Source organism: Planosporangium mesophilum (genome assembly GCF_016863255.1).
Classification (GTDB): Bacteria; Actinomycetota; Actinomycetes; order Mycobacteriales; family Micromonosporaceae; genus Planosporangium; species Planosporangium mesophilum.
Genome location: NZ_BOON01000082.1, coordinates 1 through 11,657 on the forward strand (window position 1 = coordinate 1; position 11,657 = coordinate 11,657).

Below are 11,657 nucleotides of genomic sequence, written 5' to 3' on the forward strand. Positions count from 1 at the left end.
AGCGCCAGCCGTCGGCCGCCGACCGGGTGGCTCGCGCTGTCGCCAAGACGCCGAACGCGACCCCGGCGCAGATCGCCGCCCGGCTCAAGCTCTCCGAGCGCACCGTCCAGCGGCACATGCCCAAGCCGGTCGGCCCGGCTGACGACAGCGTGACGACACCCACTCTCAAGATCGCCTAACAAGGAGGTACCTGTCGTGACCGACAAGGCCAGAACCGTCCGCGTCACCGTCGCGGTGTCACCGGACCTCGGCGCCTACGCCACCGGCGCTCTCCGCGCCGACCAGATCCGGTGCGCGCTGTGCACGCACGCGCCGTGTGACTGCCCGCCGTTCGGCACGCCGGCCTACTTCGACCTGATCGCACGCCGGCACGGTCACCGGCACTGAGCACGCCCGGGGCGCGGCCTTCCGGCCTCGCAAACCTCCGGCCGCGCCCCGGCCCCTCTCCGATCCGTCCGCAAGACGTCACAGGAGGAACCCCCATCATGACCAGCAACATCCCCGACCCGCACGACGGGTTCGACTGGGACACCGCCGAGGCCGAGGTATTCGACCTCAACGCCGCCCGCACCCGCCGCGCACCCGGCCGTGACGACACCAGCGACGCCGACCGTGACGACATCACCGAAGACATCGACGCCGACGACGCGGAGTCGGTGGACGACAGTCCGCAGCGGTTGGGCGGGCCCGTCGACGCCGCCGACGACATCCCGGTGTCGGCGTTCAATACCGGCCAGCGTCGGCCGATCCTGGCTGATTGGGCACGCTCGCGGGCGACCCTGATCGCCGCTCTGAGGTGGTGGGCCAAGTACGCCGGCTACGTGGCCGCCTACCACGCCGTCCGGACGCCGAAGTACGCGGCGAAGACGGCCGTCTACGCGCCGGCCGGACTGTTTAGGGGCACCGGCCGGGCGCTGCACTGGGCCACCGCCGAGGAGGGCAACTGGGCACTGCGGCAGGCCGCCGCCTCGAAGGGTGACGCCGACGCGTGGCTCAAGCTGGATGCCCGCCGGCAGCGCCAGTCGGTGTGGCGCTGGTGGGTGCTGCTGTTCGCCGCCGCCACCCTCGCCACCGGGCTGGTCGCGCTGATGGTCGGTCCGGCCTGGTGGCGCTGGGTCGCCCTGGCCGTCGCCGTGCCGCTGCTGGCACGGGTGGGCCGCCCGGACGACAAGCGGCTGACCGACCGCGTCTCGGAGGCCCGCACCTACCGCAAGCTGACCGCCGAGCTGGTGCGCCGGGCACTCACCTCGCTGCAACTGGCCGCCATCAACTCCGCGGTCGCCAAGGACCCGAAGGCGATCAGCTTCCCGGTCGACATCCACCGCGACGGCCCCGGCCACCTCGCGATCGTGGACCTCCCGTATGGGGTGGAGGCCGCCGACGTGGTCGCCCGCCGGGGCAAGCTCGCCTCGGCCATGCGCCTGCCGCTCGATCAGGTCTGGCCCGAACCCGCACCGGGGCACACCGGCCGCCTGGCGCTGTGGGTCGGGTACGAGCCCGCGTCGCAGATGAAGCAGCCCGCGTGGCCGCTGCTTCAGGCCTCAGCGCGGGTGGACGTGTTCAAGGCGTTCGCGTTCGCCACCGACCCCCGGCTCAACACCGTCGAGATCGACCTGATGTTCCGCAACTACCTGTTCGGCGGGCAGCCGGGCTCGGGTAAGACGTTCGCCCTGCGCGACCTCGTGCTGGCCGCCGCCCTGGATGCCCGTGCCGAGATCCGGGGCTACGAACTCAAGGGCGTGGGCGACTTCGCGGTGCTGGAGCCGGTCATGGCCGAGTACGGCAACGGCTTCGATGACGAGACCCTGGCCCGCTGCTTCGCGTTCATCGAGTGGCTGTACGAGGAGTGCCGCCGCCGGTCCAAGCGCATCGAGCACTACGCCCGCCTCGGCAAGGCCCCCGAAAACAAGGTCACCCCCGAACTGGCCTCGCTCAAGGGCTCCGGCCTGCACCCCCTCGTCGCGTGGTTTGACGAGCTACAGGAGCTGATGACCAGCAAGTACGGCAAGGACGCCGGGGAGATCCTGGAAAAGGTCATCAAGCTCGGCCGGGCGCTCGGTGTGATCATCCTGATCGGCACCCAGATCCCGGACAAGGACAGCCTGCCCACCGGCATCACCCGCAACGTCAACTCCCGGTTCTGCCTCAGCGTTGCTGATCAGACCGCCAACGACATGATCCTGGGCACCTCGGCGTACAAGAACGGCCACCGGGCGACCGTCTTCCAGCCGGTCATCGAGGCCGGGTGGGGCATCCTCGCCGGGTTCGGCAAGCCCGTGGCGGTGCGCTCGTTCTACGTCGACACCACCGCCGCCGCCCGCATCGTCGCCCGCGCGGTCGCCCTGCGCGTGAACGCGGGCACCCTGCCCAACCCCGACGAGCAGACCCGCGCCGTCACCCCGGACCACAGCGTGCTCGATGACCTGGCGCAGGTGTGGCCGGGCGACGAGAAGGCCGCGTGGAACGAGACCCTGTGCGCGCTGCTGGCCGAGCTGCGCCCCGACGTGTACGGCGGCTGGGAGGCCGCGCAGCTGACCACGGCGCTCAAGCCCCACCCGCTGGTGAAGGTCGCAGATGTGGGCCGGCGCATCGACGGCAAGGCCACCACTCGGCGCGGCATCAAGCACACCGACCTGCTGGCCGCGATCGCGGAGCGTAACCGCAAGCAGGCCGCCGACTAACCCCGCCGGGGGTGCTAGCGCTAGCGGCCAAACCTGCTAGCGCTAGCAGCTCCGCTAGCACCCGATCCCAAACACCACCTGGGCTCTAGCAACTAGCAGCCCACAGCCTCGTGCACCCAAAAACAGCCTGAGGAGGCGTCCGTGGACCCCCACGTCACCGCCGCTAGCCTGCCCATCCTCGCCCTACTCGCCGTCACGCTCGGTTACGCCCTCGGCTGCTGGATCTGGCCGTTCCGCGCCTGCCGCCGCTGCGCCGGCACCGGCAAACGCCGCTCCCCATCCGGACGCGGCATCCGGCTCTGCCGACCCTGCCGAGGCACCGGCCTACGCCTACGCGCCGGCCGCTGGATCTGGAACTTCCTGACCCGCCTACGCAAGGACGGCACCCGATGAAGACCACCGGCCGAGGTCACCGGTTGCCCCACCACACCCAGTACGCCACGACGGTCAGCACCACAAGCGCCACGATCGCGATCACCGCGACGGCGAGCATCCCAAGGAGCGCGACCAGCGGGAAGACCTCCACGCTGACCAGCGTAGATCTTCAATCACCATCTCGTGGACCCGCGCGGGCATCGCACACCGGGATTGCCCGATGAGCGCCCGCGACCGACACACCACCTGGTGCGCCGCCGGCCACCGCTGCGGACTAGGCGAACACCGCGCAGACCCGATCACCCTCACCGTCCCCGGCGCCGGCACCGCCGTCATCACCCGCGTCCGCAGCGCGGACGGCGCCGAACACGCCGACATCCGCCTGTCGGTCGCGCTGCCAGCCGACGAGCCGGCCGCCCGGCTCCGACTGGCCGCGTTGCTCACCCACCTGCGGACCCTGATCGGCCCGGCCCGAACGAGCGGGAGGGCCGCCTGATGACCGGGCTCGACTGGCGCCGCCACACCATCGGCCTGCTACGGCCCTGCCTGCTGTGCCACCGCCCGGCACTCATGCGCGACGAGCACGGCCAGCCCTGCCACAAGGTCTGCGCCGAACAGGCCGCCGACCGCACCCGACCCGCGAGAGGAACCGCAGCATGAACACCGTCAGCAAGGCCGCGCTGTGCCGCGTCGCGCTCGACGCCGCCGCACGCGGCTGGCACGTCTTCCCGTTGCGGCACAACACCAAACGGCCCGCGTTCCCCAACCACGACGCCGAACACTGCGACGGCCACGACCCGCGCTGCCGCGCCTCCGGTGCCCACGTCGGCTGGGAACCGCGGGCGACAACCGATCCCGACCGCATCACCCGCGCGTGGCGGATCACGTCGTTCAACGTCGGCATCGCGTGCGGGCCGTCCGGGCTGGTCGTGATCGACCTCGACATCCCCAAGCCCGGCCAGACCCCGCCGCCCGGCTACGAGGGCGTCACCGACGGCGTGGCCGTATTCAACGCTCTGGCGGCCGAGGCCGGGCACGGCTTCCCCCACGACACGCACGCCGAGACCTACACCACCCGCACCGGGCGTGGCGGGCTGCACCTGTACTACCAACATCCCGACATCGGCCCGAGCCTGCGCAACACCAACGGCGAGCACGGCAACGGGCTCGGCTGGCTGGTCGACACCCGCGCCCACGGCGGTTACGTCGTCGCCGCCGGCAGCGTCGCAGACAGCCGGCCCTACACCGTCGCCCACGATGTCGACCCCGCGCCGCTACCCGGATGGCTGGCCGAACGGCTCGCGCCGAAACCCCTGCCCGCGCAGGTGCCGGTCACCGTGGAGCTGGGCACCGACCGGCGCGGTGCCTACCTGCGCGCCGCGATCGACCGGCAACTCTCCCACGTCACCGGCGCCCCGGCCGGGCAGCGCAACCACGCCCTGTACGCCTCAGCCGTAGCGCTCGGCCAACTCGTCGCCGGGGGCGCCCTCACCGACGCCGACGTGACCGGACTGCTCACGCAGGCAGCCTGTTCGGCCGGCTTGCGGCCAGCGGAAACCGCCCGCACCATCGCATCCGGCCTGCGCGCCGGTGCCCGCCGCCCCCGGAGCGTGGCGGCATGAGCGGCCCGCTGTTCCTGCTCGGCACCCACCAACCCGGCTGGCTAGCCAGACCCGAGATCGCCGCCGAACAGGTGCCGCTGTTCGTATCCGACCGCCGGTTGCGGGTGTACAAGACACTGCCGGTTGCAGTCTGGCCGTGGAGTGAGGACTCCGGCGGGTTCACCGAGCTGCAGAAGTACGGCCGGTGGACCGTCGCCCCGCGCGAGTACGTCGTGCGGCTGTACCGCTACCGCGCCGAGATCGGCAACCTAATGTGGGCCGCCCCGCAGGACTGGATGTGCGAACCGATCGTCATCAACGGCGGGACGGTCAACGGGCAGCGGTTCGTCGGCACCCACCTGTCGGTGGCCGAACATCAGCGCCGGACCGTGGCGAATTTCGCGCAGCTGCGCGACCTCGCCCCCGACTTGCCGATCATCCCTGTTGTGCAGGGCTTCGCCCGTGACGACTACCTGCGCTGCGTCGACCTGTACTGGCGCCTCGCCCGTATCGATCTCGCAGCCGAACCGCTAGTCGGTCTCGGTAGCGTGTGCCGCCGCCAAGGCACCGCCGAGGCCGCGTGCATCATCGCCGCCCTGCACACCGCCGGAGTCACCCGCCTTCACGGGTTCGGGTTCAAAATCCTCGGCCTCGCCGGACCGGGCGCCGGCTTGACCTCGGCCGACTCGCTGGCCTGGTCGGACACCGCCCGCAAACTGCGCCAGCCGGCCCTGCCCGAGTGCATCCATGCCCAGCGGCACAAGAACTGCGCCAACTGCCTGCGGTTTGCCCTGCGCTGGCGGACCAACGTGCTCGCCGCGGCTGCACGTCCCGCCAGCAACCCCGCTGAGATGGGAGAGGCCGCATGACCACCCCGGAGCAGGCGCCCCGGCTGCACATCGCGACCACTGACGACGCCGCCGAGGTGCTGTCGGCGCAGCCGCCGCCCGCGCGGCGTAGCCCGGTCAGACTGCCTACCGCGTGGAGCGCGGCCGACCTGATGGCGATGGAGTTTCCGCCGCCGAACTGGGCCGTGCCCGGCGTACTGGCCGAGGGCGTCAACCTGCTGTGCGGCCCGCCGAAGGTCGGCAAGTCGTGGCTGTCGCTCGGCCTCGGCCTGGCCGTGGCCGCCGGTGGGTACGCGCTCGACACGATTCCGGTCGACGGCGGCCCGGTGCTCTACCTCGCCCTGGAAGACACTCCCCGCCGGTTGCAGTCGCGCATGGGAAAGATCCTCGGCGGGCAGCCAGCGCCCGCGTCGCTCACCCTCGCGGTCGCCTGCCCGCCGCTGCCGCAGGGTGGCGATGAGGCCATCGCCGCGTGGCTGGATCGCCACCGCAACGCGCGCATGGTCGTCATCGATGTCTTCGCCAAGATCCGGGGCGCGTCGGTGCCCGGCGCGTCGGCCTACGACGCCGACTACGCCGCCGTCGGGCGGATCAAGAAAGTGGCCGACGCCTACGGCGTCGCGATCCTCCTAGTCCATCATGTCCGCAAGGCCGGCTCGGACGACTTCCTGGCCGAGGTGTCCGGCACCAACGGCATCGCCGGGGCCGCAGACGCCACGCTCGTGCTCAAGCGAGCACGCGGCGAGGCCAGCGGGGCGCTGCACGTCACCGGCCGCGACGTAGAAGAGGCCGAATACGCCCTGGACTTCCACGCCAGCGCCGGGGCCTGGCGGCTGCTCGACGGGCCGCCCGAGGACTACACCCGCAGCGACACCCGCGCCGCGATCACCCGCTACCTCCGTACCAACCCGGCCAGCACCCCGAAGGCCATAGCCGAGGGCACCGGGCTCAATCCGGCCACCGTGCGCCAGACCTGTACCCGGATGCTGACCGACGCGCAGGTCACCTGCGACGCCGCCGGCCGATACGCCCTGCCGACGAGTGACGCCGACCAGACGGCCACTGTCACTCGTGTCACTCGTGTCACTCAACCCACCCTGACCAGCGAAAACGGTTCCGATCATGAGTGACACCAGAGTGACAAGATCGGCCCGCCGGTCGGCCAGCACGGCGACCGACCGCGCCCCCCAGATTCGCGTATGCGGAGGTACCGGTACCTATCACACCAACCCAGCACAGATCTTGGCTCTCTGTGGCTCTCAGCGGGCTCCTTACGGCCCTCTGCCGACATCGACCCCCACCACTACCCCACGGACCGCCGCCCGCCGGAAGGCGCTCACAGAGCGACTGAGCGCCCCCGTAGGTACCGAAAGGAGCACCGCCGCCATGGCAGGCCGCGAGGGACGCCCACCGTCCTTGACGATTCCCGAGGTCATCGCAGAGCTGAAGGTGTCCCGGTCGACGTTCTACTACTGGCGCCAGACCGGTAAGGCACCGCGCTGCATCAAGCTGCCGAACGGCGAGATCCGGGTGCGTCGTGTGGACCTGGATGAGTGGTTCGACAGCCTTGAGGAGGCCGCATGACTCGCCGCCGCGCTGCTGACCGTCCCGCCGGGGCCGGTCTGCAGTTCTCCCACAGCGTGCGAATCTGGGACCTGCGCGTCAACGAGGGCAAGAAGCGCCGCACCTACTCGGTGCGGTGGATCGTCGGCGGCGAGGAGCAGCACCGCACCTTCGCCAGCCGGGCACTGGCCGACGCCTTCCGGGCCAAGTTGCTGTCCTACGTCCAGCGCGGCGCGCAGTTCGACAAGGTCACCGGGCTGCCTGAGCCGATGTTGCGGGAGTCCCTGCACCGGCCCTGGTATGAGCACGCCTGCCGGTACGTCGACATGAAGTGGCCGAGTGCGGCGCCCAAGTCCCGTACCGGCATCGCGGAATCCCTGGCCGCCGTCACGCCCGCGCTGCTCAGCGGCGACCGGGGGCGCCCGGCACCCGAGGACATCCGGGAGGCGCTGTACGGGTGGGCGTTCGTCGCGCCGCGTCGCCAGAGCGGCGCGCCACCCAGGCATCTCGCGGGGACGGTCCGGTGGTTGGAGCGCAACACGGTGTCCCTCGGTGACCTAGAAGACCGCACGCGCGGCCCGGAGCTGGTACGCCGGGCGCTCGACGTCCTCGCGCTTCGTCTCGACGGCAAGCCGGCAGCAGCGAAGACGGTCGCCCGCAAGCGCGCGATCTTCTACAACGCGCTGGAGTACGCCGTGGAGCTGGGTCTGCTGACGACCAACCCCATTGACCGGATCACCTGGCGGGCGCCGGCGGCGGTCGAGTCGGTCGACCGGCGGGTGGTGGTCGACCGACGGCGGGCGCGGACGCTGCTCACCGCCGTCGCCGTACAACCGGGCGTGGCCCGCCGGCTCGTCGCGATGTTCGGCTGCATGTACTACGCCGCACTGCGACCGAGTGAGGCTCTTGACCTGCGGAGAGACAACATCGTCTCGCTGCCCGAACATGGATGGGGAGAGTTACTGCTCAGCAACTCATCGCCGCGCACAGGTACGGCGTGGACCGACAGCGGCCGGTCGCGCGAACAGCGCGGCCTCAAGCACCGCGCGCGGGAAGAGACACGCCCCGTCCCGGCTCACCCGGAGCTGGTGGAACTGCTGCGGTACCACCTCGACCACTTCGGCACGGCGCCGGACGGGCGGCTGTTCGTAGGGCCGCGTGGCGGGACCATCGGGGACTCGACGTACGCAGAAGTGTGGCGCAAGGCCCGCGAGCTGGCACTGACCCCGGCCGAGGTGCGTTCGCCGTTGGCGGGAGTGCCGTACGACCTGCGCCACGCGGCGGTGTCGACGTGGCTGAACGCGGGAGTACCGGCGACGCAGGTCGCGGAGTGGGCCGGGCACAGCGTGGCCGTGCTGCTGCGGGTCTACGCGAAATGCATTGTGGGCCAGGACGAGGCGGCGCGCCGCCGGATCGAGGACGCCATGCAAGCGGATTGAAGCAAGCGACAAGGCCGGTGCAGGTAGCAAGAACCGCCTGCATCGGCCGATTTGCATGAATGTGGCTCCACGGTATCGGCGTAACCTAACGGGATGCGTGATCCGGCGCCCTTCCAGCGGCTAGACGACCGAGAGGCTGGGCTTCCCGTCGACACGACGCTGTACGAGGACGTCCCGCACTGGCTGGTCACCCCTCTACGCAATTGGCTCTCAGGCACGCTTAACGGCGAGGGCTCGCTCGCACGCAGGGCACTCCTCCGACTGAAGATGAGTTCTTGGGGCGATGATGCCCAGACGTTAGTCGACGTTGAGGCAAACCTCCTGCATATCGTCGTCGATGCCGTCCTCCAACTTCACCCCGGGTGGGAGTGGGCGCCGCTGAGCCAATGGACGAGCTACGACAGGTCACGAGACGGTTTTCAGGATCAACTGGAGGACCTGGATCTGCTGCTGTGGGACGGCGCCTCGAAGTACTGCGTTGATCGCGAAAAGCGACGGCTGGTGCGGCGGGTGGATGCGACCGTTCAGAACGCGGCGGACCTCGCCGCCGACGTTGCCCCACCACCTGCGGCCGACCATCTGCGAGAAGCTTGGGCGGCCGCGTACGGCCTTAATCCGGATCCGGACAAGGCGTACAACGAGGCGATCCGGGCCGTTGAAGAGATCGCGTGTCCCCTTGTTGAACACCGGAAAGCCGAGAACGGCAAGGCCACTCTCGGCACCGTGATTGGCGAGCTGGGCAAGAACGCCTCCCACAAGTGGGAGCTGGCATTGCCTGACAAGGATGGCGATCCTCAGAGCGTCGAGCACTTGGTCGGCATGATGCAGCTCTTGTGGCAGGGCCAGGTATCCCGCCACGGCGGGGCCCCCAAGTCCCGGCGGCAAGGCCAACCAGAGGCCGAGGCTGCGGTGCACCTCGCCGCACTACTGGTGCAGTGGCTCTCGGTGGGAGTCCTGCGGCCGGCCTGACCAGGCCACCGCCCGCCGGATTTTTCTCCGCGTATTCTCCGTGGCTACCCGTGAACGGTTGGCTAGAGCTGAACATGGCTGGACAGACGAGTGCGGCCCCCGACCAGCGTTTCCGCTGGTCGGGGGCCGCACTCACTGCTGGTGGCGGGTAGAGGATTCGAACCTCTGTAGCTTTCGCGACGGATTTACAGTCCGCTCCCATTGGCCGCTCGGGCAACCCGCCTCAGGGTGCCGCGCCCGCAGTGCGCGGCAGCGCTGGTAAGGATAGCGGCTCCCCCCGGGGTCCCTGCAAACGGGTACCGTCCCGCCTGTCGGGCCGCACCATCGGGGCACCCCTGCCCCGCACGGCGTTGCCCGATCGGGCAGGCTGAGACCCGGACCAGAATGGGTACGGCAACACTACCGAAGGCACCCGAACAGGAGCACCTATGGCTGCGGCACCCTCGTTCGACATAGTCAGCAAGGTCGACCGGCAGGAGGTCGACAACGCGCTCAACCAGGCCGAGAAGGAGCTTGACACCCGCTTCGACTTCAGGGGTACCGGCGCCGAGATCAAGCGGGCCGGCGAGGACGCCGTCACGTTGCAGGCCGAGACGGAGGACCGCGTCCGCGCAGCCCTGGAAGTCTTCAAGGAGAAGCTGGTCAAGCGCAACATCTCGTTGAAGTCGCTGGACTGCGGCGAACCCCGGCAGTCGGGCAAGACGTACCGGATCGAATGCAAGATCATCCAGGGCATCGAGTCGGACAAGGCCAAGGCGATCAGCAAGAAGATCCGCGACGAGGGCCCGAAGGGCGTTCAGGCGCAGATCCAGGGCGACCAGCTCCGGGTCACCGGGAAGAAGAAGGACGACCTGCAGACCGTGATCTCCCTGCTGAAGCAGGAGGACTTCGGCGTCGCCCTGCAGTTCACCAACTACCGGTAGGGGTCATCGGCGGCACCTGATCGCGCCGCCACCGATCATTGCTGAGCTGGGCAAAGGCCGTCTCCGTCGGTCGTCGTTGGTCAACGTCTTTCGACCTTCGACGGCCTGGAGACGGCCTGATCATGTATGTGCAGCGTCAGCTTGGGAATTGCACAAGATCGGTGCTCCGGCCGGGCCTGTCGCTGGTCACGGCGGTCCCGAATGGTCTGGGCTACCCCAACCGGTCCCCCGCTTGTGGCCCGTCAATGGTCCGGGGCGGAGAGCCGGCTTTCAGGAGTCGCGCCCAGGCGCTCGTTTGTTGCCGGACCGATGCCGCTAGCCAGTCAGTGAACCTTGGGTAGCTGAGGTGAACTCCGCTTGGCACGCTGCCCTCGCCATAGGACCAGACTTCGGGATCATCGGCAGTACCACGGAGGAAATCGAACTGGTAACCCTGGTGCATCAAGATGACCCGGTCAGAGTCGGTCAGCGTGAACGCGACCGCGTTCTCCTCCAGCAGCTCGCGCGCCGCGTCACCGAGTCCAATCACGCGCGGGTAGAACACGTCGCTTCCCTGGAGGAAGTGCCCGGCGCCGCCGCCGACCAGTTCCAGAAACCGGCGGTAGGCCGGGGCGAGAGGGGCGGGTTGGTCGCACTCGATCTCGCCGATCTCATCCTCAGTCAGCCCGCGGATCTGCTCGGCCGTAGCGGTCAGGCCATCGGCTACAGCAGCGAGCAGAGTCGCGACACGATCTTCAGGCACGCCCCAGCCTAAGCCGCCAACCGGGACGGGTGCCTGAACTCTTCGTCCCGAACGCGATGACGGACTGTTACTGGCTGTAGTTCATGGAGATCGAGTGCCGTCCTGCGCTGCTTGGGGGCGGTCTCGCGCTGTCTGCCGCCATCGGTCGGCACCGCGTTCGCTGCCTCATGCTGCCCGCTTACTCGGGTGCGGGTGCGCGGCTTGCCGGCGCCGGGAGCCGGCTTCCCGCCCGGCCGATCACCGGGAGGCCAGGCGGCTCCCCGGGCCGCTGGCTCGCCGCGCGCACCCGGATATGACTCACAGCGCAGGGGCCGTACTGGCATCCTCTTACCGGGGTGGGAGGCGCCGACCGGTGCCGCCTCGGCCTGCGCAAAGGACGTCATGGTGGATGGAATTTCGGGATGGCGACCGGTGTGGCGAACTGACGCTATGCAGCTGCTGTCCGAGCAGGGCACGCGCCTGCGGAGCTTGGTGGGCCAGCGCATCGAGGAGTCCTGGCTCGTCTGGATTCCCGAG

General features: G+C 69.7%; 13 protein-coding genes and 1 tRNA gene. 12 read left to right on the top strand and 2 right to left on the bottom strand.

The window, feature by feature from the left end; translation table 11 throughout:
- Window positions 1–195: 195 nt before the first annotated feature.
- The 11 genes from Pme01_RS30320 (at window position 196) to Pme01_RS30370 (ending at window position 9,476) form a co-directional block, all read left to right on the top strand.
- A complete protein-coding gene (locus tag Pme01_RS30320; RefSeq protein WP_168118266.1) occupies window positions 196–387 on the top strand; it encodes a hypothetical protein in 192 nt (63 codons plus the stop codon).
- Between the two features lie 98 nt (window positions 388–485).
- Entirely contained in the window at window positions 486–2,681 is a 2,196-nt protein-coding gene (locus tag Pme01_RS30325) for a P-loop NTPase family protein (RefSeq protein WP_168118265.1), read from the top strand.
- A 141-nt stretch (window positions 2,682–2,822) separates the two neighbouring features.
- The gene (locus Pme01_RS30330) at window positions 2,823–3,074 is read left to right on the top strand and encodes a hypothetical protein (RefSeq protein WP_168118264.1); all 252 of its coding nucleotides are present in this window, start codon (window positions 2,823–2,825) and stop codon (window positions 3,072–3,074) included.
- Window positions 3,075–3,276: 202 nt separating this feature from the next.
- Window positions 3,277–3,552: a hypothetical protein gene (locus Pme01_RS30335; protein ID WP_168118263.1), complete on the top strand. Its 276-nt coding sequence runs from the start codon at window positions 3,277–3,279 to the stop codon at window positions 3,550–3,552.
- Window positions 3,552–3,716, top strand: coding sequence for a hypothetical protein (locus Pme01_RS30340; RefSeq protein WP_168118262.1), 165 nt, complete (start codon window positions 3,552–3,554; stop codon window positions 3,714–3,716). Before Pme01_RS30335 ends, Pme01_RS30340 begins: the two co-directional genes overlap by 1 nt.
- Window positions 3,713–4,678 (top strand): bifunctional DNA primase/polymerase, encoded by a 966-nt coding sequence (locus tag Pme01_RS30345; protein WP_168118261.1) that lies wholly within the window; start codon window positions 3,713–3,715, stop codon window positions 4,676–4,678. The genes Pme01_RS30340 and Pme01_RS30345 overlap by 4 nt, the downstream gene beginning before the upstream one ends.
- Window positions 4,675–5,526, top strand: a complete 852-nt coding sequence (locus Pme01_RS30350) for a deazapurine DNA modification protein DpdA family protein (protein WP_168118260.1) — start codon at window positions 4,675–4,677, stop codon at window positions 5,524–5,526. Before Pme01_RS30345 ends, Pme01_RS30350 begins: the two co-directional genes overlap by 4 nt.
- Window positions 5,523–6,635 carry an AAA family ATPase gene (locus Pme01_RS30355; RefSeq protein ID WP_168118259.1) on the top strand — a complete coding sequence of 371 codons (1,113 nt, stop codon included), beginning with the start codon at window positions 5,523–5,525 and terminating at the stop codon, window positions 6,633–6,635. The genes Pme01_RS30350 and Pme01_RS30355 overlap by 4 nt, the downstream gene beginning before the upstream one ends.
- A 256-nt stretch (window positions 6,636–6,891) precedes the next feature.
- The gene (locus tag Pme01_RS30360) at window positions 6,892–7,089 is read left to right on the top strand and encodes a helix-turn-helix transcriptional regulator (protein ID WP_168118258.1); all 198 of its coding nucleotides are present in this window, start codon (window positions 6,892–6,894) and stop codon (window positions 7,087–7,089) included.
- Window positions 7,086–8,507 (top strand): tyrosine-type recombinase/integrase, encoded by a 1,422-nt coding sequence (locus Pme01_RS30365; RefSeq protein ID WP_168118257.1) that lies wholly within the window; start codon window positions 7,086–7,088, stop codon window positions 8,505–8,507. Before Pme01_RS30360 ends, Pme01_RS30365 begins: the two co-directional genes overlap by 4 nt.
- A gap of 93 nt (window positions 8,508–8,600) precedes the next feature.
- A complete protein-coding gene (locus Pme01_RS30370) occupies window positions 8,601–9,476 on the top strand; it encodes a hypothetical protein (RefSeq protein WP_168118256.1) in 876 nt (291 codons plus the stop codon).
- 139 nt (window positions 9,477–9,615) lie between these two features.
- On the opposite strand, the gene Pme01_RS30375 is transcribed toward Pme01_RS30370, so the two are convergent.
- Window positions 9,616–9,699, bottom strand: a tRNA-Tyr gene (locus tag Pme01_RS30375).
- Between the two features lie 205 nt (window positions 9,700–9,904).
- On the opposite strand from Pme01_RS30375, the gene Pme01_RS30380 reads away from it, so the two are divergent.
- On the top strand, window positions 9,905–10,399 hold the full coding sequence (locus tag Pme01_RS30380) for a YajQ family cyclic di-GMP-binding protein (protein WP_168118255.1): 495 nt from the start codon (window positions 9,905–9,907) through the stop codon (window positions 10,397–10,399).
- Window positions 10,400–10,610: 211 nt separating this feature from the next.
- Here the strand turns inward: Pme01_RS30380 and Pme01_RS30385 are convergent, their stop codons facing one another.
- Complete coding sequence (locus Pme01_RS30385) at window positions 10,611–11,141, bottom strand: SMI1/KNR4 family protein (RefSeq protein ID WP_168118254.1); 531 nt, start codon at window positions 11,139–11,141, stop codon at window positions 10,611–10,613.
- Window positions 11,142–11,657: the final 516 nt, after the last annotated feature.

What these genes read in the sequence shown, in the direction of transcription:
- Pme01_RS30365 (WP_168118257.1), top strand. Translation starts at nt 7,086, where the DNA reads ATGACTCGCCGCCGCGCTGCTGACCGTCCCGCCGGGGCCGGTCTGCAG.
- Pme01_RS30370 (WP_168118256.1), top strand. Translation starts at nt 8,601, where the DNA reads ATGCGTGATCCGGCGCCCTTCCAGCGGCTAGACGACCGAGAGGCTGGG.
- Pme01_RS30335 (WP_168118263.1), top strand. Translation starts at nt 3,277, where the DNA reads ATGAGCGCCCGCGACCGACACACCACCTGGTGCGCCGCCGGCCACCGC.
- Pme01_RS30380 (WP_168118255.1), top strand. Translation starts at nt 9,905, where the DNA reads ATGGCTGCGGCACCCTCGTTCGACATAGTCAGCAAGGTCGACCGGCAG.
- Pme01_RS30340 (WP_168118262.1), top strand. Translation starts at nt 3,552, where the DNA reads ATGACCGGGCTCGACTGGCGCCGCCACACCATCGGCCTGCTACGGCCC.
- Pme01_RS30355 (WP_168118259.1), top strand. Translation starts at nt 5,523, where the DNA reads ATGACCACCCCGGAGCAGGCGCCCCGGCTGCACATCGCGACCACTGAC.
- Pme01_RS30345 (WP_168118261.1), top strand. Translation starts at nt 3,713, where the DNA reads ATGAACACCGTCAGCAAGGCCGCGCTGTGCCGCGTCGCGCTCGACGCC.
- Pme01_RS30360 (WP_168118258.1), top strand. Translation starts at nt 6,892, where the DNA reads ATGGCAGGCCGCGAGGGACGCCCACCGTCCTTGACGATTCCCGAGGTC.
- Pme01_RS30325 (WP_168118265.1), top strand. Translation starts at nt 486, where the DNA reads ATGACCAGCAACATCCCCGACCCGCACGACGGGTTCGACTGGGACACC.
- Pme01_RS30350 (WP_168118260.1), top strand. Translation starts at nt 4,675, where the DNA reads ATGAGCGGCCCGCTGTTCCTGCTCGGCACCCACCAACCCGGCTGGCTA.